The sequence below is a fragment of the Brevibacterium sp. CSND-B09 genome, from assembly GCF_052906525.1.
The window spans coordinates 3,891,580-3,912,329 of the sequence record NZ_JBREGI010000001.1; the positions used below are offsets into that span (position 1 = coordinate 3,891,580).

The 20,750-nt window shown below is 65.7% G+C and carries 17 protein-coding genes; 10 read left to right on the top strand and 7 right to left on the bottom strand.

The features are described 5' to 3' along the window. The first annotated feature begins 26 nt into the window (after positions 1-26). Positions 27-2,942 carry a leucine--tRNA ligase gene (gene leuS / locus ACU4IU_RS17335; protein ID WP_446657437.1) on the top strand — a complete coding sequence of 972 codons (2,916 nt, stop codon included), beginning with the start codon at positions 27-29 and terminating at the stop codon, positions 2,940-2,942. Positions 2,943-3,041: 99 nt separating this feature from the next. Beyond that, entirely contained in the window at positions 3,042-3,875 is an 834-nt protein-coding gene (nadE, locus tag ACU4IU_RS17340) for an ammonia-dependent NAD(+) synthetase (protein WP_181270571.1), read from the top strand. Positions 3,876-3,961: 86 nt separating this feature from the next. On the opposite strand, the gene ACU4IU_RS17345 is transcribed toward nadE, so the two are convergent. After that, on the bottom strand, positions 3,962-4,678 hold the full coding sequence (locus tag ACU4IU_RS17345; RefSeq protein ID WP_172169790.1) for a hypothetical protein: 717 nt from the start codon (positions 4,676-4,678) through the stop codon (positions 3,962-3,964). Positions 4,679-4,773: 95 nt separating this feature from the next. Between ACU4IU_RS17345 and ACU4IU_RS17350 the strand changes: the two genes are divergently transcribed. The 5 genes from ACU4IU_RS17350 (at position 4,774) to holA (ending at position 11,380) form a co-directional block, all read left to right on the top strand. Then, a complete protein-coding gene (locus tag ACU4IU_RS17350) occupies positions 4,774-6,081 on the top strand; it encodes a UDP-glucose dehydrogenase family protein (RefSeq protein ID WP_446657438.1) in 1,308 nt (435 codons plus the stop codon). After that, the gene (locus ACU4IU_RS17355) at positions 6,078-6,953 is read left to right on the top strand and encodes a DegV family protein (protein ID WP_446657439.1); all 876 of its coding nucleotides are present in this window, start codon (positions 6,078-6,080) and stop codon (positions 6,951-6,953) included. The genes ACU4IU_RS17350 and ACU4IU_RS17355 overlap by 4 nt, the downstream gene beginning before the upstream one ends. 127 nt (positions 6,954-7,080) lie before the next feature. Then, the gene (locus ACU4IU_RS17360; protein WP_446657440.1) at positions 7,081-8,013 is read left to right on the top strand and encodes a helix-hairpin-helix domain-containing protein; all 933 of its coding nucleotides are present in this window, start codon (positions 7,081-7,083) and stop codon (positions 8,011-8,013) included. A 112-nt stretch (positions 8,014-8,125) separates the two neighbouring features. Further along, positions 8,126-10,324 carry a ComEC/Rec2 family competence protein gene (locus ACU4IU_RS17365; RefSeq protein ID WP_446657441.1) on the top strand — a complete coding sequence of 733 codons (2,199 nt, stop codon included), beginning with the start codon at positions 8,126-8,128 and terminating at the stop codon, positions 10,322-10,324. A gap of 72 nt (positions 10,325-10,396) precedes the next feature. After that, positions 10,397-11,380, top strand: a complete 984-nt coding sequence (gene holA / locus ACU4IU_RS17370) for a DNA polymerase III subunit delta (protein ID WP_446657442.1) — start codon at positions 10,397-10,399, stop codon at positions 11,378-11,380. A gap of 130 nt (positions 11,381-11,510) precedes the next feature. Here the strand turns inward: holA and rpsT are convergent, their stop codons facing one another. The 3 genes from rpsT to ACU4IU_RS17385 form a co-directional block, all read right to left on the bottom strand. Continuing rightward, a complete protein-coding gene (gene rpsT / locus ACU4IU_RS17375; RefSeq protein ID WP_139467376.1) occupies positions 11,511-11,771 on the bottom strand; it encodes a 30S ribosomal protein S20 in 261 nt (86 codons plus the stop codon). 245 nt (positions 11,772-12,016) lie between these two features. Continuing rightward, positions 12,017-12,631: a type II toxin-antitoxin system PemK/MazF family toxin gene (locus tag ACU4IU_RS17380; protein ID WP_446657443.1), complete on the bottom strand. Its 615-nt coding sequence runs from the start codon at positions 12,629-12,631 to the stop codon at positions 12,017-12,019. Positions 12,632-12,733: 102 nt separating this feature from the next. Then, a complete protein-coding gene (locus ACU4IU_RS17385; protein ID WP_446657444.1) occupies positions 12,734-13,498 on the bottom strand; it encodes an endonuclease/exonuclease/phosphatase family protein in 765 nt (254 codons plus the stop codon). A 162-nt stretch (positions 13,499-13,660) separates the two neighbouring features. Here ACU4IU_RS17385 and lepA point away from each other — a divergent pair, with 162 nt between their 5' ends. After that, a complete protein-coding gene (lepA, locus tag ACU4IU_RS17390; RefSeq protein WP_101547210.1) occupies positions 13,661-15,529 on the top strand; it encodes a translation elongation factor 4 in 1,869 nt (622 codons plus the stop codon). Further along, the gene (hemW, locus tag ACU4IU_RS17395) at positions 15,530-16,759 is read left to right on the top strand and encodes a radical SAM family heme chaperone HemW (RefSeq protein ID WP_446657445.1); all 1,230 of its coding nucleotides are present in this window, start codon (positions 15,530-15,532) and stop codon (positions 16,757-16,759) included. Between the two features lie 87 nt (positions 16,760-16,846). Here hemW and ACU4IU_RS17400 read toward each other — a convergent pair whose 3' ends face one another. From ACU4IU_RS17400 to ACU4IU_RS17410, 3 genes are all read right to left on the bottom strand, one after another. Continuing rightward, positions 16,847-17,704, bottom strand: a complete 858-nt coding sequence (locus tag ACU4IU_RS17400; RefSeq protein WP_446657446.1) for a DUF4870 domain-containing protein — start codon at positions 17,702-17,704, stop codon at positions 16,847-16,849. A gap of 85 nt (positions 17,705-17,789) precedes the next feature. After that, complete coding sequence (locus ACU4IU_RS17405) at positions 17,790-18,464, bottom strand: DUF4870 domain-containing protein (RefSeq protein ID WP_446657447.1); 675 nt, start codon at positions 18,462-18,464, stop codon at positions 17,790-17,792. Positions 18,465-18,615: 151 nt separating this feature from the next. Beyond that, on the bottom strand, positions 18,616-19,479 hold the full coding sequence (locus ACU4IU_RS17410) for a DUF3097 family protein (RefSeq protein WP_446657448.1): 864 nt from the start codon (positions 19,477-19,479) through the stop codon (positions 18,616-18,618). Positions 19,480-19,639: 160 nt separating this feature from the next. Here ACU4IU_RS17410 and hrcA point away from each other — a divergent pair, with 160 nt between their 5' ends. After that, on the top strand, positions 19,640-20,680 hold the full coding sequence (gene hrcA / locus ACU4IU_RS17415; RefSeq protein ID WP_139908138.1) for a heat-inducible transcriptional repressor HrcA: 1,041 nt from the start codon (positions 19,640-19,642) through the stop codon (positions 20,678-20,680). Positions 20,681-20,750: the final 70 nt, after the last annotated feature.

Here is a 20,750-nt window from a genome sequence, read left to right on the forward strand (position 1 = left end):
TCACGTCTGTTCTGCGAAGGAAGGTAATGACGACGAACCCTGAGGAGACCGGTTTCCGCTATGACGCGGCGCTGGCCGAAAAGATCGAGAAGTCTTGGCAGCGCACTTGGGAGGAATCGGGCACGTTCCACACCCCGAACCCCACCGGAGACCTCGGCGAGCTCGACTCCCAGGATGCTTCGTCGCCCTACGGTCCGCCGGCCGACCTCAGCGAGCGCGAGTCCCTGTACATCATGGACATGTTCCCGTACCCCTCCGGTGTGGGACTGCACGTCGGCCATCCGCTGGGCTACCTCGGCACCGACGTCTACGGCCGCTACCAGCGGATGCGCGGACACAACGTCATGCACGCCCTGTCCTACGACGCCTTCGGACTGCCCGCCGATCTCTACGCGGTGCAGACCGGTCAGCACCCGCGCATCACCACCGATGCCAATATCGCGAACATGACCGAGCAGCTGCGTCGCCTGGGGCTGGCCCACGATGTGCGCCGTCGCTTCGCCACGACCGACGACGAATTCGTCAAATGGACACAGTGGATCTTCCTGCAGATCTTCAACTCCTGGTACGACACCGAGGCGACCACCCCCGATGGTGAGGCCAAAGGCGCGGCTCGACCGATCGACACGCTCATCGAGCAGTTCGCCTCCGGTGCCCGCCCCACACCCGACGGTCGCACCTGGTCGAAGCTGAGCTCGGCGGAGCGCGAGAACGTCCTGCAGGGCTACCGCCTCGCCTACGTCTCCGAATCCCCGGTCAACTGGTGCCCAGGGCTGGGCACCGTGCTGGCCAATGAAGAGGTCACCGCCGAGGGGCTGTCCGAGCGTGGAAACTACCCGGTCTTCACCCGCCGTCTGCGCCAGTGGAACATGCGCATCACCGCGTACGCCGACCGCCTCATCGACGACCTCGACGTGCTGGACTGGCCGCATGCGATCCACGCCATGCAGGTCAATTGGATCGGCCGGTCGAAGGGCGCCCTGCTGCGCCTGCCCATCGCCGGTGACGATGCGTCCGACATCGAGGTCTACACCACCCGCCCGGACACCCTGTTCGGCGCCACCTACCTCGTCCTCAGCCCCGAACACCCGCAGGTCGCCGACCTGACCGCTGAGTCATGGGATGAGTCCACCCCCGAGTCCTGGCGTGGGGGCGAGGCCACCCCCGCCGAGGCGATCGCCGCCTACCAGCGCGCCGCTGCGGCCAAGACCGACGCCGACCGGCAGCAGAGCCGGGAGAAGACCGGCATCTTCACCGGCTCCTATGCGCTCAACCCGGCCACCGGGGCCGAGGTTCCGATCTTCATCGCCGACTATGTGCTCATGGGATACGGCACCGGAGCGATCATGGCCGTGCCGGCCGAAGACGCCCGTGACTGGGACTTCGCAAAGGCGTTCGGACTGCCCTATATCCGCACCGTGCAGCCTCCGGCCGACCACGACGAGGACGCGCCGTTCACCGGCACCGGCGTGATGATCAACTCGGCCAACGCCGAGATCGACATCAACGGCCTCGAGATCGACGCGGCGAAGGCCCAGGTCACCGAATGGCTGGCCGGAAAAGGACTGGCCACCGAGTCCACCCAGTACCGCCTGCGCGACTGGCTGTTCTCTCGCCAGCGCTACTGGGGCGAACCGTTCCCGATCGTCTACGACGAGAACGGCACCCCGATTGCTCTCCCCGACGAGATGCTGCCCGTCCAGCTGCCCGAAGTCGACGACTTCGCCCCGCGGACCTACGCGCCCGACGATGCCGACAGCCGTCCCGAACCGGCGCTGAGCAGGAACCAGGAATGGACGAGCATCGAACTCGACCTCGGCGACGGCCCGAAGACCTACCAGCGTGAGACGAACACGATGCCCAACTGGGCCGGATCCTCGTGGTACCAGCTGCGCTACGCGGACCCACACAACGACGAACGCCTCGTCGACCCCGCCAACGAGAAGTACTGGCTGGGACCGCGGGCCTCGAAACCGCGCGGTGGCGCCGACCTCTACGTCGGCGGGCAGGAGCACGCTGTGCTGCACCTGCTCTACGCTCGCTTCTGGCACAAGATCCTCTTCGACCTCGGGCACATCTCCTCGTCCGAGCCGTTCCACCGTCTGGTCAACCAGGGATACATCCAGGCCTATGCCTACACCGATTCCCGCGGCGTCTACGTCCCCGCCGCCGAGGTGGAGGAGAGAACCGAATCGAACGGTGAGCTGACGTTCTGGTACAACGGCGAACAGGTCAATCGGGAGTACGGAAAGATCGGCAAATCGCTGAAGAACTCCGTCATGCCCGACGAGATGTACGACGCCTTCGGTGCCGACACCTTCCGCGTCTATGAGATGTCGATGGGCCCGCTGGAGCAGGACCGTCCCTGGGACACCCGCGCCGTCGTCGGCGCACAGCGGTTCCTGCAGCGCGTGTGGCGACTCTTCGTCGACGAGACCACCGGCGAGTCCGTGGTCGCAGACGGTGAGGCCGACGCCGAATCGCTCAAGGTCCTCCACCAGGTCATCGACGGTGTGCGCGAGGACATGGACCATCTGCGGTTCAACACCGCGATCTCCAAGCTCATCGTGCTCACCAACCATGCCACCAAACAGGGCGGTGCGACCCGGGACGTCCTCGAACCGCTGACGATCATGCTCGCACCCTTCGCACCGCACCTGGCCGAAGAGCTGTGGTCACGTCTCGGACACGAGTCGACGGTCACCTATGCGGCCTTCCCCGAGGCGGACCCGAACCACCTCGTCGCCGAGACCGTGACCTGTGTGGTCCAGGTCAAGGGCAAGGTGCGCGCACGGCTCGAGGTGGCCCCGGACATCACCGCAGAAGAACTCGAGAAGCTGGCTCTCGAATCGCCGAACGCCGTCAAGGCCCTCGGCGGCGCCGGAGTGCGCAAGGTGATCGTGCGAGCCCCCAAGCTCGTCAACATCGTCCCCGACGCCTGAGACCCGGCCGATACTTCGCCGTAACACGGCATCTGGGAGACTGCATGAGTGCGGGCGCCGAACGGCGGCGCTTTGCCCCCGACTACGACTGGTGTGAGCATGACGAACGACAGAGTCCAAGACGAGATTCGGCACGCCCTCGGCGTGCGACCGCAGATCGATCCGGCGACGGAGATCGCCCGGCGTGTCGAGTTCCTCGTCGACTATGTGCTCACCACCGGAGTCAGAGGTCTCGTGCTCGGCATCAGCGGCGGGCAGGACTCCACACTGGCCGGCAGGCTCTGCCAGCTGGCGGTGGAGGACCTGCGCCGCCGTGGGGCCGATGCCGAATTCTGGGCCGTGCGCCTGCCTCACCATGTGCAGACCGATGAGGCCGATGCCCAGGACGCTCTGTCGTTCATCGCCGCCGATCACGAACTCGCGATCAACATCGGCGCCGCCACGGATGCGGCCGCCGAGGAGTACGAGAAGGCCACCGGAGAGCCGATAACCGATTTCGGCAAGGGCAACGTCAAGGCCCGGATGCGGATGATCGCGCAGTTCGAGCTGGCAGGGGAGAAGAAGGCGCTCGTCGTCGGCACGGACCACGCCGCAGAGGCGGTCACCGGGTTCTTCACGAAGTTCGGCGACGGCGCGGCCGACGTCATCCCCCTGGCAGGTCTGAACAAACGGCAGGGACGGGAACTGCTGCGCCACCTCGGCGCTCCCGAACATCTCATCGTCAAGGTCCCCACCGCGGATCTGCTCGATGACGAACCCGGGCAGACGGACGAATCGTCGCTGGGTCTGAGCTATGACCAGATCGATGACTTCCTCGAGGGGAAGGAGATCGAGCCTGCGGCCGCCTCGGCGCTCATCGAGAAGTACCGCCGCTCAGAGCACAAACGCCGCACCCCCGTGGCTCCGGTCGATTCCTGGTGGATTCGGCACTGAGCCGAGCACGTGAACACTGGCAGCAATTGAGGCCCTCACAATGTGAGGGCCTCAATTTTTTACCGAACGTCGTCTGTCGAACGTTGTCAGTCGTTGAACGGCGGGGTGCCTGAGACGAGTCCGAGTTCGAGTGCTGTCTGGTTGAACTCCCATCGGGAGGAGACGAAGTCGTCGCTGAGGCGTTCGCCCCGGCTCTGAGCCTCGGTGTAACCGCGCCAGCCGTCCTTGCGGGCATCGCCGGGACGGATCTCACGGGTGCCGGCATCATCGGGAGAGACCTGGGTCTCCTCCTTCACCCAGATCGACAGCCCCTCGGCTGCCCGATAGAGGTTCATGAACGCTGTGTGCGAACGGGGGTTGTCGAAGCTGGCCTTCTTGAACTCGGCACAGAAGGTGGTGAGCGGCTCGAGTTCGTCGACGGCGACGGTGGCGAAGGTCGCATCGAGTCGCAGGGACTGGACGAGGCCCGACGAATCCGGGATGAGCTCGAGGATGCGACGGGCGCGACGCTCATCGGGAAGCAGCTCGACCTTGTCCTCCACCGGGGTCAGTCCGAGAGTGTCCATCCGACCACGCTCGACGCTGAGCTGCTGGCGCAGTGCGTCGATCTGCTGTTGAGCACGTCGCCATTCGCCGTGGAACATCAGCAGCGCGGCGATCACGCCGAGGCACAGCACGAGTCCGATGATCCAGGCTGCAGAGTGCAGCCCGGGGATGGCGAAGGCGATGATGCCGAGCACGGTGAGCACCGCAAACGTCACGGCGGCCGGTGAGTTGGTGAGGAAATCAAGGAAACGCTTCACAATTCCAAGCCTACTGTTTCAACCTCCACATATCGTGCAACCGGGTGGCATATAGTGTGGTCGAAAACGCATGCCAATACCCAGGAGAGCTCGGTTTGAAGATTTCAGTCATCGGTTGCGGATATCTGGGCGCGGTCCATGCGGCGGCCATGGCGTCTCTGGGCCATGAGGTCACGGGAGTCGACGTCGACACGGAGAAGGTCGAGGCCCTGACCTCCGGTCGTCCGCCCTTCTACGAACCGGGACTGAGTGAACTCCTCGTGAAGGCTCAGGAGCGCGGAAAACTCGAATTCACCACCGATATCTCCCGCGCCGCCGACGCCACCGTGCACTTCGTATGTGTAGGCACTCCGCAGAAGCCCGGTGAGTTCGCCGCCGATGTCACCTATGTCGATGCGGCCGTGGAATCCCTGCACCCGCACCTGACTGCGACGTCGGTGGTTGTGGGAAAGTCGACCGTTCCCGTGGGCACCGCCGAGCGTCTGGCCGGAATCATCTCCGACACCGGCGCGGCCATGATGTGGAACCCGGAATTCCTGCGCGAGGGCCATGCCGTCGAAGACACCCTCCACCCGAATCGTCTCGTGTACGGAGTCGCCGACGGTGAGCCGGGGCAGGCCGCGGCCGCGACCCTCGACGAGGTCTACGCCTCGATCCTCGCCGACGACACGCCCCGGATGATCACGGACTTCGCGACCGCCGAGCTGGTCAAGACCGCCGCGAACTCGTTCCTCGCCACGAAGATCTCATTCATCAACGCCATGGCCGAACTCTGCGAAGCCTCGGGAGCCGATGTCACCCAGCTCGCCGACGCGATCGGCATGGATGACCGGATCGGCCGCAAATTCCTCAACGCCGGGCTCGGATTCGGCGGCGGATGCCTGCCCAAGGACATCCGCGCCTTCATGGCCAGGGCCGGAGAGCTCGGCGCCGATCAGGCGGTGGCGTTCCTCAAGGAGATCGACTCGATCAACATGCGCCGTCGTGTGAGGATGGTCGACATCGCCCGCGACGCCCTGGGCGGGTCGTTCATCGGCAAGAAGATCACCATCCTCGGCGCCGCGTTCAAGCCCGACAGCGACGACGTCCGCGACTCGCCGGCCCTGGCCGTGGCCAGGCTCATCGCCACCCAGGGCGGGCTGGTCACCGTCACCGATCCGCAGGCGATCGGCAATGCTCAGAAGTCATTCCCCGAACTCGACTACGTCGCCGACACTGCCGAGGCGATCACCGGGGCGCAAGCCGTGCTGCTGCTGACGGAATGGCGCGAATACCGCGACCTCGACCCGGCGGCGACCGCCGAGCTCGTGAGTGGGAAAGTGCTCGTCGACGGCCGCAATGTGCTCACTCCCGAACTGTGGCGGGCAGCGGGCTGGACCTACCGAGCCCTGGGCCGTCCATGAGAATCGGGCTGGTCACCGACTCTACGGCGCAGCTCTCCGCGGACGAACGCGAAGCGCTCAGCGAGGCCACCGGCGGTCTCTTCGCCTTGGTGCCGCTGACCGTGCTCATCGGCGGAGTCGCCTTCGCCGACGGTGAGGTCGATGCCGGGCATCTGTGCGCGAAGATGACCGACGGAGTCGAGGTCACCACGTCCATGGCCACCCCGGCCCAGTTCTCCGACGCCTATGCACGGCTGCAAGAGGACGGCGCGGAAGCCATCATCGTCGTGACCATGTCCGCGGAGCTCTCGGGCACCCGCGATTCCGCGGTCAAGGCCGCCGAAGCCGAGGACATCCTCGTCGATGTCGTCGACTCGAGGACCACCTCGGCGGGACTGGCCGGGGCACTGTCTGTGGCCGTGGCCGGGATCCGGCAGGGACTCGACGTCGAATCGATCGCCGGAACCATCGCCGATTGGTGCGCGGCCGAGACCCGTTCCGTGTTCGCCCCCGGCAGCCTCGAACACCTGCGCCGAGGCGGCCGGATCGGCGCCGCGTCCTCCTTGCTCGGCCGGGCCCTGCAGATCGTCCCCGTGCTCGGTCTCAGCGCTGGAGTCGTCGTTCCGCTGGCCCGGGTGCGCACTCGCACCAAAGCCCTGGAGAAGATCGTCGCCCTGGCCGCGCAGGCCGCTGCGGAGGTGGCCGGTCTCGAGGACACCGTGCACGTCGAGGTCCAGAACGCCGAAGGGGAGATGGACACAGCGGATGCCGAGCTGTTGAGCTCACGGCTGCGCGAGCTCGGATTCGACTCGTCGTTCAGGACGCTGTCGACGATCATCACCGCGCATGTCGGCCCCGGTACGGTCGGTGTGACCGTGCAGACCACACCCTGACTCACACATTCCTGCCTGGGGATGCTCGGGTGACTTGATCACCTCTGCCCTGTGGACGCAGAAGCGCTGTCCACAGGCGACGATTCTGCCCTGGCCGCTGCGTACCGGCGCTTCCTAACCTCGGACCATGGCTGTGTCTCCGGATGATCGTTTCGCCGGCCTCCTGGGCGCCAGTGCCGAGCGCGGCGGTTGGGTGCCGGGCGACGTCTATACCGCCGACACCGCCGGTGAGGAAGAACCCGTCGAGCCCCGTCGCGTGCGTCTGCCCGTGCTGGCAGCTCTCGGCATCGCCACGGTCGGAATCCTCGTTCTCGCCTTCTTCCTCTTCCGTCCCGCTGCACAGCATTCGCCCGTGGGCGGCGGTGACGATCCCGGCCAAGGCGCAGGAGCCGGTCAGTCGCCTGCCGCGACCGGCGAGGGAGGTGAAACAGGAGAAGCCGGTGAGGGATCGGCGGGATCGGCCGCAGGACAGGAAGGAGCCGCCTCGGCGAAGTCGGCGAATGCGAACGGGGAGGTGATCGTCCATATCACCGGGGCTGTCAACGACCCCTCCGTGGTCACGCTGAAGGCAGGTGCGCGGGTCCAAGACGCCGTCGAAGCCGCTGGAGGACTGAGCGCCGGAGCCGACGGTGAAGCGGTGAATCTGGCGCGCGTGCTCGCCGACGGTGAGCAGATCCACATCCCGACAGAAGGCGAAGAGCCGGCAGCCGGAGTCGATGGTGCCGATGCGAACGGGACCGGGGCGAACGGGACCGGTCAGGACGGAACCGGTTCGTCTGGAAGTGGGGGAGGGGGCGCGGGAGGAGGCGGTTCGCCGGGATCCGCGGATTCATCTGCAGCCGCGAGCGGCGGGGCACCCGGTCAGGCGGGGAAGGTCGACCTCAACACCGCCGATGCCACCACCTTGGAGACGCTGCCCGGGGTCGGACCCGTCACAGCCGAGGCGATCATCAGCCACCGCACCCAGCAGCCGTTCGCGAGCGTCGATGATCTGCTGCTCGTCAAAGGCATCGGGCCGAAGACCTTCGAAAGCCTCAAAGACCTTGTCACCGTCGGCTGACCCCAGCACCGCAGCGGCGCACACGCGGCTGCGAACGAGGCGGTCTCGGCGGCAGGCGTGGGAGCGCAGACTGATTGCCCTGCGACATGGGTGCGCGACTGCGGTTGCCTGGGTGCGGGAGCGGGCGGCGCTGTGGCCGGGCTCCGTCCGTCTCCTCTGCTGTGCTGCCGGGCTCTGGGCCAGCGCTCTCCTGTCACCGGAGCCGTGGGTGCTCTTCGGCGTTCCCGTGCTCGGAGTCCTCGGGATCGTGATCCTGCTTCGGCACCACCACCTCGGTGTCGGGGTTCTCGTCTTCACCTGTCTGCTGACGATCCAGATCACCGCCCTGGCCGCCGCCCACGGACCGGATGATGAGGCCGAGACCACGGGGCTCGTCGTCGGCCACAGCGAACCCGGAGCGTCCGGCTGGACGCGACTGACGCTGCTCACCCCCACCGGATTCACTCATGTGCTCAGTCCCGAAATCGCTGCCGACGGAGCGACCGTGCGGATGCGCACTCAGCGCCTCGACGATATCCGTTCGACCGATACGGAACCACAGGTGCTCGAAGCACCGAACGGACTGTGGCAGTGGCGTGAGCGGCTGCGCACCGAACTCCGCGTCGATTCTCTCGCCGCCGGCAACGACGGAGGACGGCTGCTGCCCGGACTCGTCGTCGGTGACACCTCGCCCCAGGACGACCGAATGGTCGACGATATGCGGGTCGTCTCCCTCACTCACGTCTCGGCCGTGTCGGGCAGCAACGTCACGATCGTCAGCCTCGGTGCCGGACTGCTCGCCGGCGCCTGCCGAGCCGGTCCACGGCTGCGCGTGAGCATCGGAGTGCTCACCTGCCTCGGCTACGTCTTCATCGTCGGATTCGAACCCAGCGCGATCCGGGCCGCCGGAATGGCGATTGCGGCGGCACTCGTCTTCCTGCGCGGCGGTGGGATCTCCCCGGTCGCGGTCATGTGCTCGACCGCGAGCCTGCTGCTCGCCTTCGTGCCGGTGTTGGCCACCTCGGTGGGGTTCGTCCTGTCCGTGGTCTCCACCGCCGCGATCATGTTCGTCGTCCCGATCCTGCTGCGCCGTCTCGCCGTGCACCTGCCGCTGCTGCCCACGGTGCTCGTGACCGCGCTCATCGTGCCCTTCGTCGCCCAGCTCGCGTGCACCCCGGTGCTCGTGGCGATCGACCCGCGCATCGGACTGTGGTCGGTCGCTGCCAACGCCGCGGCCGCACCCGCGGTCATGCCGGCGACGGTGGCGGGCTTCCTCAGCCTCGTGGCCACCGGCATTGCGACGACAGGGCTGCCCGGAGCCGACTTCGCCTCTGCCCTGCTGGCGTGGATCGGGTCCTTTCCGGCCTGGTGGATCGTCCTCGTCGCCCGAGTCTGCGCCGCACTGCCGGGAGCGGCACTGGACTGGCCGGTGCCGCCGCTCGGAACGCTGCTGGCGCTCGGGCTGCTCGGCCTCGCCGTGACCGGTACGTGGATGCTCGTGCGGCGTCGCCTCTGGGGTCTGCCCGTCCTCGTCCTGTGCTGCCTGCTCACGGCCGCCGTCATCGTCACGGTGAGGGCGAAGCCGCCTGCAGCGGACTGGCTGGTGCTCGTCTGCGATGTCGGTCAGGGTTCGGCTGCCATCATCAACCTCGGTGATGGTCGGGGTCTCGTCGTCGATACTGGGCGTGAGCCGAAACCCATCGACACCTGCCTCGACGAATCCGGGATCGAGGAATTCGATCTGCTCATCTCCCACTTCGACGCCGACCATTTCGCCGGCTATGCGGGCACGACGTGGGGGCGCACGGTCGATCGGCTGTTCGTCTCCGCGAATGTCGCGACCTCGCCCGAAGTCAGGCGCGTGATCGCTGACATCGGCGCCGAGGCGGTCCCCACCCACCGCGGCCGGACGCTGAGCTTCGCGGCAGCGAGCCTGGAGGTGCTGTGGCCGCCCCTGCGCTCGGTACCTGTGGCAGAGGACGAGGAGCTGCGCAACGAAGACTCCCTGGTGGTGCGGGTCGAACAGGAGGGTCTGAGCACTCTGCTGCCCGGCGACGTCGGAGCCGAGGAGCAGTATGTGCTCGCCCAGCAGGTGCGGCCGGTGGATGTGCTCGTCGCACCGCACCATGGTTCCTCCGATCTGGCTCCCGAGTTCTTCGCGGCCGCGGCTCCCGGCCTCGGCGTCGTCTCGGTGGGAGAGAACAGCTACGGGCATCCGAGTGAGAAGTCACTGCGCTCCTTCGGCCCCGTGCCCGTGCTGCGAACCGATCACTGCGGTTCGGTTGCGCTCTACGCCCAGAGTCGATTCAGCACCGGCCACAGCTGTCCCTAGGACAAGGGGTGAGAAGGCGGGTGTCGGTCCGACTTGCCGGTCATGTCTGGCAGCCGCGATAGGCTGGGGTCCATGGCAGTGAAGAAGACCCTGATCCCGTGGAGCTCGGCGAAACCGGCACCTGTCGTCATGATCTCCGGTGGCGAATCGGTGCTCGTGCGCATGGCCAAGGACCGCATCGTATCGGCCGCACGGAAACAGGATCCCGAAGAGATCGAATTCGACGCAGCGGGATACCAGGCCGGCGAGTTGGCGATGGCGGCTTCACCGTCTCTGTTCTCTGCTTCGAAGCTCATCGTCGTCGATGCCGTCGAGAAGTGCTCGGAGGACTTCCTGGGTGACGCTTTGGCCTATTTGGACGCTCCGAACGATGACGCCGTCGTGGTGCTGCTGCACGCCGGCGGCAACCGGGGAGCGAAGCTCATCAAGAAACTCGACTCCGCCGGCTTCCCGCGCATCGACGCGGCGGTGCTGAAGAACGAAAGCGATCGGGCGAAGTTCGCGCAGACTCGGTTCAAGACCGCGAAGCGGCGCATCGACGAGGCTGGGATGGCCGCGCTCATGTCGGCGCTGGGCTCTGATCTCGCCGAACTCAATGCCGGGGTCGACCAGCTCGTCGAAGACACCGAAGGCACGATCACCGCCGAGGTCGTCGACCAGTACTACGGCGGCCGGGTCGAAGCCACCGGCTTCAAGGTCGCCGATGCGGCAGTGGCCGGAGACGCGAAGAACGCACTCAGCCTGCTCAGGCATGCCCTGTCGACCGGGTCCGATCCGGTCCCGCTGGTGGCGGCAGTTGCGATGAAGCTGCGCGGTATGGCGAAGGTGCAGGGGTTCTCCGGCACCAGCGGCGAGCTGGCCTCCGAGCTGAAGATGGCTCCGTGGCAGGTCGACCGGGCCCGCCGGGAGGTGAGGCGGTGGAACGAGGTGGCGCTCGGCCAGTCGCTCATCGCCGCAGCCGAGGCCGATGCGGCCGTCAAGGGCGGTGGACGTGACCCCGTCTACGCCGTCGAATGGTTCGTCTCAGAGGTCGCCCGCCTAGCCAAAACCCGCTAATTACTACCTGACGGCGGCCCAGCAACCTCGCGCGAGGTTGCTGGGCCGCCGTCAGGTAGTAATAGGGGAAGAGAACGGGGTCCGAACCGTGTGGTTCGGACCCCGTGAAGCTATAGCCTCAGTCGTGCGCTCAGAGAGCGTTGATCTGCGTGGCCAGGCGCGACTTGCGGTTCGCAGCGTTGTTCTTGTGCAGAACACCCTTCGAAACAGCCTTGTCGAGCTTGCGGGCAGCCACAGCATAAGCCTGCTGTGCCTCTTCCTTGTTGCCGGCAGCAATGTTCTCGCGAACGACGCGGACGTAGGACCGAACCTCGGACCGGACAGCCTTGTTGCGCTGACGAGCCTTCTCGTTGGTCTTGATCCGCTTGATCTGGGACTTGATATTAGCCAATTTCAACACTCTTTCGTGTTAGTGGTACATGGTCGTGAGGGCGCATCGAACCGACATGATCATCTCCGCGGGGAAACACATCGACGACATCGAATCCGACGGCGTCTTCACCCGACCTCGGCGAGACACACGCCTTGATGAAGACACAATCACCTATGATACAGGCTCTGGTCCCGGGCTGGAAATCCCTGCGCGCCCAGCAGCGCAGGGAAGATGAAGGCTTCGCTCGGCCGGGCTGCCGGTGCTCAGCCGGAGATGTGCTCGGCCACCCGGTCGAAGACGTCGCGGGGCATGATCGCGCCTTCCCTGCGGATCGAATCGGGATCGAGCCGGATGATGCGATCGAGGCGGAGCTCCGACGGCCGCCCCTGCGAGTCCCAGTCCCCGGTGCCGATGTTCATCCACTTCGCGTGGCGGTCCTGCCGGACCTCGCCGACGCCGCCGGGGATGTGATCCTTGCTGGTGAGCATGAGCGCGAGCACCCATCGGCCGTCACGTCCGACGACGAGGGACGGTCGATCCTTGCCTTGCGAGTGGTCCTCCTCGAAGGGGACCCACCCCCAGACGACTTCGCCCGGATCGGCGTCGCCGTCGAGGTCGGGGGAGTAGCTGACCGTGATCGTGCCCGTGTAATCGCCGGGATATGCACCGGATCCGCCCTGGCCGTCCGAGTCGGAACGATCGGCAGAACCCGCCGAGGCGGCACCTCCACCGGCGGACCGTGCCGGATTCGGCCGGCTGGCATCCGTCGGCTGCGATGCGCCTCCTGAGTCCTTCTTCGACTGCGATTGGCGCAGATAGCGCAGCCCTTCGCGGACACCGATTCTCGCGGCCCGATTGACCAGTGATCTCCAATTCATATGTCCAGCCTAAACGAGCCGGCTGTCACAGGCTGCAGAGAACTGTGTGCCGACCCGGTCTGGCGAGCGAGCCGTCACGGTTCGGTGAACGAGCCGTCACGGTCACGAGAATTCGAGGACCGCCTCGACGGGGAAATGGTCGGAAGGATACGTCCCGTCGACCTCGAACGTGTCGATGCGCGTGGACAGCGTGCGCAGGCCCGGGGTTGTGAGGATCCAGTCGATGCGCGGCTCGCCTGCCTTCGGACCCTTGTAGCGGTGGAAGGTGCCGATGTCCTCACCGGGGACCTCGGCGGCGGTGTCGGTGAGGCCGAGCTCGGTGCAGAAGAAGTCGTAGACCGGGGATCCGGTGGCGACGTTGAAGTCACCGGTGACCACGCAGGGATGGGCCGCCTCGGCGATGGTCTCTGCCATGATCCGACCGGACTCGAGACGGGCGCGCTCGGACTTGTGATCGAGGTGGGTGTTGAGCACACGCAGACGCCGGTCGGATTCGAAGTCGCGGACATCGACTGTCGTCAGGGTGCGCGCATGCGAGACTCCCCACGATTCCGAGGCCACGGTGTCGGGCTGTTCGGACAGCCAGCTGATGTCCACGGCTTCCACATCGAAGCGCTTCGAATCGAGGATCACGGCTGTGAACTCGCCGGAGTTGCCGCCGGAGTGGCCCTCTCCGAGCCAGATGTACTCCTCGGGCAGCAGGCTGATGAGCGTCTCGAGCTGGTCGAGTTCACCCTCTTGGGTGCCGATGAGGTGCGGACGTGCGCGCCGGATGAGATCGGCGGCGATGGGCAGCCGCTCGGCCACCGGATGACCGTCCATCGCGGGATAGCGGAGGTTGAAGCTCATGACCCGGAATTCGCTCATGAGACCATCTTCCCCGATCGGCACCGTTCGGCGGGGGCGAATCGCGAAAGATCCGGACGATCACGACGTGCACGCCCGTGGATTCCAGGTCCGCGCGCAAGTCATGAAACAATGGGGGATCCGGTCTGTCTGGGGACCTGGTCTGTCAAAGAAAGGGCGTTCATGTCACCTCAGGTGAATAAGGAAGCTGCAAAGCGGATCTCACCGTCTGCCACCTCACCCGAGCTGATTCGCAATTTCTGCATCATCGCTCATATCGACCATGGCAAATCGACCCTGGCCGACCGCATGCTCCAGATGACCGGCGTCGTCGAGAACCGCGATATGCGTGCCCAGTACCTCGACCGGATGGACATCGAACGCGAACGCGGAATCACCATCAAATCCCAGGCTGTCCGCATGCCGTGGGAGCACGAGGACACCCCGTACGCGCTCAACATGATCGACACTCCCGGGCACGTCGACTTCAGCTACGAGGTCTCGCGGTCCCTGGCCGCCTGCGAGGGTGCCCTGCTGCTCGTCGACTCCGCTCAGGGCATCGAAGCCCAGACGCTGGCCAACCTGTACCTGGCCATGGAGAACGATCTGACGATCATCCCCGTGCTCAACAAGATCGACCTGCCGGCTGCACAGCCGGAGAAGTACGCGGAAGAGCTCGCCAACCTCATCGGCTGCGAACCCGAGGACTGCCTGCTCGTGTCCGGCAAGACGGGCGAAGGCGTCGAGGAGGTCCTCGACCGCATCATCACCGATATCCCCGCGCCCGTCGGCGATGCCGATGCCCCGGCCCGCGCGATGATCTTCGACTCCGTCTACGACACCTACCGCGGCGTGGTCACCTATGTCCGCGTCATCGACGGCTCTCTGTCCCCACGCGAGAAGATCGAGATGATGTCGACCGGCACCACCCACGAGCTGCTGGAGATCGGCGCCTCCATGCCCGAGCCCAAGGCGACGAAGGGACTGGGCGTCGGTGAGGTCGGCTACCTCATCACCGGTGTCAAGGATGTGCGTCTGTCGAAGGTCGGCGACACCGTCACCGCCGCTGCGGGGCCCGCGACAGAGGCCCTCGGCGGCTACCGCGAACCCAAACCGATGGTGTTCTCCGGACTCTTCCCGATCGACGGGTCCGACTACCCGGTGCTGCGCGACGCGCTGGACAAACTCAAACTCAACGACGCCTCTCTCGCCTACGAACCCGAGACCTCGACGGCGCTGGGCTTCGGCTTCCGCTGCGGATTCCTCGGTCTCCTCCACCTCGAAGTCCTGCGCGACCGCCTGGAACGGGAGTTCGATCTCGACCTCATCTCCACCGCCCCGTCCGTGATCTATGACGTGACCATGGAAGACGGTTCGGAGACCGTGGTGACGAACCCGAGCGAGTACCCGACGGGCAAGATCAAGGAAGTCCGGGAGCCGATGGTGCAGGCCACGATCCTCACCCCCAGCGACTACATCGGCGCGGTCATGGAACTGTGCCAGGATCGCCGCGGCAAACTCCAGGGCATGGACTATCTGTCCTCGGACCGTGTGGAGATCCGCTACCGGCTGCCCCTGGCCGAGATCGTCTTCGACTTCTTCGATCAGCTGAAGTCCCGGACCAAGGGCTACGCCTCCCTCGACTACTCCGATGACGGCCAGGACGCCTCCGACCTCGTCAAGGTCGACATCCTGCTGCACGGCGACCAGGTCGATGCGTTCTCCGCAATCGTCCACCGCGACAACGCCTACTCCTACGGTGTGGCGATGGCCGGAAAGCTGCGCAAGCTCATCCCGCGCCAGCAGTTCGAGGTGCCCATCCAGGCGGCCATCGGCTCACGCATCATCGCCCGCGAGACCATCCGCGCCATCCGCAAGGACGTCCTTTCGAAGTGCTACGGCGGTGACATCAGCCGTAAGCGCAAACTGCTCGAGAAGCAGAAGGAAGGCAAGAAGCGGATGAAGATGGTCGGCACCGTCGAGGTTCCGCAGGAAGCGTTCATCGCGGCCCTGTCCTCCGACGAGCCGGAGACGAAGGACAGCAAGAAGTAAGTGCCCGCACAACCGACCGGTGAGGTCCCTCCGCGCGACGGTTCGCTGCCGACATCGGTGGGGATCGGGGCCGCGGAGCGGGGACTGAGCCTCTACATCCACGTCCCGTACTGCCGGGTCCGCTGCGGCTACTGTGACTTCAACACCTATACCGCCGACGATCTCGGCCCGGGCGCGTCCCGCGAGGACTACCGCAGCAATCTCGCCCGTGAGCTCGATCTGTCCGTGGCCACCCTCGCCGAGGCGGGGGCCGGCGACCGTGAGGTCTCGACGATCTTCTTCGGCGGGGGCACCCCGACCTTGCTCGCAGCGGATGTGCTCGCCGGGGTGATGGACGATGTCCGCGCCCGCTTCCGCCTGGCCGAGAATGTCGAAGTCACCACCGAAGCCAACCCCGACACCTTGGCCCCCGCCTACATCGCGACCCTTGCCGGAGCCGGTTTCAACCGGATCTCCATGGGTATGCAGTCGGCCGTGCCGCACGTGCTTGCGACCTTGGACCGCACCCACGATCCGGAGAAGATCCCCGAGGTGGCCCGCTGGGTCAAGGACGCCGACCTCGAGCTCAGCCTCGACCTCATCTACGGCACTCCGGGGGAGTCGATCGACGATTGGCGTCGCTCTCTCGACGTGGCCCTGTCCAACGAGGTCGATCACATCTCGGCATATTCCCTCATCGTCGAACCGGGAACGAAGATGGGCGCGATGGTTCGCCGCGGCGAACTGCCGATGCCCGATGAAGACGACTTGGCCGACAAATACGAGATCGCCGACGCTGCGATCTCCGCTGCTGGTCTGCACTGGTACGAAGTGAGCAATTGGTCGACCGGACCTGAAACCCGCTGTGAGCACAATATGGCCTATTGGCGCAATGCCGACTGGTGGGGATTCGGGCCCGGGGCTCACTCACACGTCGGAGGTGTGCGGTTCTGGAATGCCAAGCACCCCCGTGCCTGGGCCGATCGGCTGTTGGCGGGGGAGTCTCCGTCGATCGGTCGTGAGGTCCTCGACGTTCAGACTCGGGAGATCGAACGGATCATGCTGGCGGCCAGGATCGACCGCGAGCTGCGTCTCGATTCTCTGGCTCCAGGCAGCGAACAGGCGATCAGAACTTTCGTCCGGCAAGGTCTGCTCGACGCCGATGGCGCCGCGGCCGGCTGGTTCCAGCCGACTCTGCAGGGACGTCTCATGGCCGACTACATGGTGCGCATCCTCACCGAATACGTGTGAATGAGTCTCGCCCCGCCATTCGGGAACGAGTGGCGGGGCGAGCTGTTCAGCCAATCTGCCAGGGTGAGGCTGTCACTGCGCGTCAGATCACTTGATCCAGTTCGGCGTCATCGGAATGCGGTAGCCCTCACCGCGGTTGGCTGCCATGCCGGCGATGATCTCGATGACGATCATGTAGATCGAGAGCACCGGCAGGAGCAGGAGGATGAGGAAGCCGATGCCGACGATCGTGAGGATTCCGCCGATCAGCCCGATGCCGAACGCTGCGATGACGCCGACGATCAGCAGATTCAGCGACTGTGCGCCATGATGGCGGAGGAACGGCGACTTGTCCTTATTGATGATGAAGAGGATGAGCGTGACGATCCAGCCGACACCGACGACGTAGGTGGCGGCGTGAGCGAGGTGCGACCACAGTGCGGTCGTCCGTTCACTCTGATCCGCGTTCCAGAAGCCGAGCGAAGTCGGGCCGTAGGCCGCACCCGGCAATTCGGCCCCCATGGGCACTCCGGCGGCAGCCGACTGCGCCGAGGATGCTCCCTGGAATCCGTAACCGGGCTGAGAGTGTCCCTGCGGAGCGATGTACGCCTGCTGAGATCCGTACGGCTGCTGGGCGCCGTCCGCCTGATGTGAACCGTAGCCCGGCTGCGAACCATACGACTGCTGAGGATTCTGCTGCTGGGAGCCGTAGGCCGGATTCTGCTGCTGGGAGCCGTACCCGGCTTGCGGCTGCGAGCCATAGCCCGACTGCGATCCCTGCTGAGGGGTCTGCGGCTGCGAGCCGTACTGGGCCTGACCATCCTGCTGGGCCTGACCACTCTGCTGTGGCTGCGAACCCTGCTGTGGCTGCTGGGTGTACGGCTGCTGCGAGCCCGACTGCGGGGAATAGTTCGGAGGCATCGGCTGTGACTGTTCGTTGTTCGGCTGCTGCGGGTTGTCCGACATGAGAGTCCCTTCAGAGTGTGCGATCACTCCACACTAACCCAGAGAGTCCGGGCAGCCCCAGAGAATCCGGGGTGAGCGGGAATGGTCACTTCACGAAATTGATGGTGAGCGGGAACTTATACCCCTCACCCTTGTTCGCTGCGACGGCCGCGATGATGTAGAAGACGCAGTAGACGAGCGGAACGATGAGCGCCGCATACATGACGATGATGCCGATCCCGAAGGTCACCAGTGCCAGGATGAAACCGACGAAGCCGAAGACGAAGAGCGCACCGAAGGTGACGATCGTGTTCGTGATCATCGCGTTGAGACCCTGACGTGAGTGCTCGCGGACGAACGGCGATTCGTCCTTCTTCACAAGGAACATGATGAGCGGCATGAAGCCGAAGATGAGCGAGCCGAGGTGGGTCCACAATGCCGTGGTCCGGTCGGGTTCGTGGGCCATCCAGAACTGCTCGGAGCCGGGTCCATAGGCCTGCTCAGGCAGGGAGCGGGAGTCGAACATCGCCGGGTTGTGCATCTGCGGCATACCGTAGCCCGGCTGTGCGCCGTATCCCGGCTGGCCCCCGTAGTTCGGCTGAGCGCCGTACGCCTGCTGCGAACCATACCCCGACTGCCCACCGTAGCCCGGCTGACCGCTGTGCGTCTGCGGCTGCGAATACTGCTGGCCCTGCGGCGCGTAGGGCTGCTGCGAACCGGAGGCCTGGGAGTAGTTCGGCGGCATCGGTCGGCTGCCCGGCTGCTCGGGGTGGTACGACATGGGGATCCTTTCGAAGAGTGCTTGCCATTCACCCTAGCCGAGCCAGGTGTCCCGAGGATGTCGGGAAAGCCTCACTCCTGTGACAGATTCGGCACACGCCGACAGCTCCGCGTGACCATGACGCTCCACCGCGCCGCACCACCGACGACTCTCACCCGACGGTGACGAAGTCGATGAGCTCCTCGACGCGACCCGACAGCGTCGGTTCGACGTCGGCGATGGTGCTCACCTTCCCGAGGATGCGCACCCACCCGCGGGCAACATCCCGATGGTCGGCGTGCGGCCATCCGATGCGACGCAGTATTCCCGTCTTCCAATCCTCACCGCGGGGGACGACCGGCCATTCGCGGATGCCGACGACATGGGGCTTCACCGCCTGCCAGATATCGACGTACGGGTGACCGATGATGTGGACGACATCGCGGTAGCGCGGATCGGCACGGACCGCCTCGGCGATCTTCGATTCCTTCGTCCCACTCACCAGATGGTCGGCGAGGACACCGACCCGATGGTCCCGATCCGGACCGAAGGCCTCGAGCTTGTCGGCGACATCATCGAGACCGCCCAGGGGTTCGACGACGACGCCTTCGATGCGCAGATCATCGCCCCAGATCTTCTCGACGAGTTCGGCGTCGTGCTTGCCCTCGACCCAGATCCGCGACCCACGAGCCACCCGAGCCTTCGCGCCGACCACGGCGCGAGACCCCGAGGCCGTCCGTCCGGGCTGCTGCGCCTTCTTCTTCGGCAGCTGCACATCGACGGGCTGACCCTCGAGGAAGAAGCCCGGCCCCAGGGGAAAGGCACGTACCTTGCCGACGCGATCCTCGAGCTTGACGACGACACCGGCCGTGGTCTTCTCTGCGCCGACGACAGCGCCGACATAGCCGCTCATCGCATCCTCGAGAACCATGCCCAGGCCGAGCTCGACCTGACGGGACTTCTTCGGGCGGTGCGACGACGGGGAGGAACCGGAGAGCACATCGGGGCCATATCGATCAAAAGCATTCACGGGCACCCACCATAATCAAGGACGGACCCGCAGGCGTGCAGACCCGCAGGCCACCCCAGAAATGAATTCCGGGAACGAGAGGCGTAGAATTGGCACTCAGACTCACAGAGTGCCAAGCGCAGGCACGGGACCGCGATGGATCGGCGAGACGGAGAGGAGATCCGCGATGAACGACAGCAGACGTGCACAGGTGCTGCGCGCCATCGTCGAGGACTTCGTCGCCACCAACGAACCCGTGGGATCGAAGGCGATCGTCCAGCGCCACACCCTCGGCGTCTCTCCCGCCACGATCCGCAACGATATGGCCGCGCTCGAACAAGAGGGCTATATCGCCCAGCCCCACACCTCTGCCGGACGGATCCCCACCGACCTCGGCTACCGGATGTTCGTCGACCGGATCGACGAGTTCAAACCGCTGACCACCGCCGAGCGGCGCGCGATCTTCCAACTCATCGACGGCGACGTCGACCTCGACGAGATGCTCGACCGCACCGTCCGCGTCCTCTCCGGCCTCACCCGACAGGTCGCGCTCATCCAATACCCGACGGTGTCGCGGGCGCGCATCAAGCACATCGAGATCGTCGGTCTCGGACCCGGCCGGATCCTCGTCGTCCTCATCACCGATGCCGGCCAGGTCGAGCAGAAGACCGTGATCACCCCGAGCCCGCTCGACGAAGACGCCGTCCGCGGACTGCGCGATCAGATCAACGCCGAATTCGCCGGACGCACACTCGCGCAGGTCTTCGGATCGGCCCCCGCCGCCGAGGCGACCGCCACCGAATCGAGTGAGCCGACCGCTCGTGACGACTCCGGGCTCAAACAGGTCAGAGCCGCCGTCGTCGACCTCGTGGCCGCGACGCGTGAAGAGCGCATCATCATGGCCGGCACCGCGAACCTCGCCCGCTCCGGAAGCGAATTCGGAGAGAAGATGGCCCCGATCCTCGAAGCCTTCGAAGAACAGGTCGTCCTGCTCAGGCTGCTCACCTCGATGGCAGAAGACCACGAGGAGATCAGCGTGCGCATCGGGCGTGAGAATACTCACGAATCATTCAGCTCGACTTCCGTCGTCGCCGCCGAATATGGTCATGACGCGGGTTCCTCGGCCAGACTGGCAGTGCTCGGCCCGACCCGAATGGACTATCCGACGACGATCTCGGCAGTCCGTGCCGTCGCCAAATACGTGTCCTCGATCCTCGATCGAGGGTAGGTCCCTTGACATCGACCAGGGGCACCCGCAGACGGGCAGCGCAGAACCGGTGAGCGCCGCGCAGCAGCGC

Coding starts and splice junctions, on each gene's coding strand:
- ACU4IU_RS17405 (WP_446657447.1), bottom strand. CDS start 18,464: ATGTCGTACCACCCCGAGCAGCCGGGCAGCCGACCGATGCCGCCGAAC.
- ACU4IU_RS17380 (WP_446657443.1), bottom strand. CDS start 12,631: ATGAATTGGAGATCACTGGTCAATCGGGCCGCGAGAATCGGTGTCCGC.
- ACU4IU_RS17400 (WP_446657446.1), bottom strand. CDS start 17,704: ATGTCGGACAACCCGCAGCAGCCGAACAACGAACAGTCACAGCCGATG.
- holA (WP_446657442.1), top strand. CDS start 10,397: ATGGCAGTGAAGAAGACCCTGATCCCGTGGAGCTCGGCGAAACCGGCA.
- lepA (WP_101547210.1), top strand. CDS start 13,661: ATGTCACCTCAGGTGAATAAGGAAGCTGCAAAGCGGATCTCACCGTCT.
- ACU4IU_RS17360 (WP_446657440.1), top strand. CDS start 7,081: ATGGCTGTGTCTCCGGATGATCGTTTCGCCGGCCTCCTGGGCGCCAGT.
- leuS (WP_446657437.1), top strand. CDS start 27: ATGACGACGAACCCTGAGGAGACCGGTTTCCGCTATGACGCGGCGCTG.
- nadE (WP_181270571.1), top strand. CDS start 3,042: ATGACGAACGACAGAGTCCAAGACGAGATTCGGCACGCCCTCGGCGTG.
- ACU4IU_RS17385 (WP_446657444.1), bottom strand. CDS start 13,498: ATGAGCGAATTCCGGGTCATGAGCTTCAACCTCCGCTATCCCGCGATG.
- ACU4IU_RS17355 (WP_446657439.1), top strand. CDS start 6,078: ATGAGAATCGGGCTGGTCACCGACTCTACGGCGCAGCTCTCCGCGGAC.
- hrcA (WP_139908138.1), top strand. CDS start 19,640: ATGAACGACAGCAGACGTGCACAGGTGCTGCGCGCCATCGTCGAGGAC.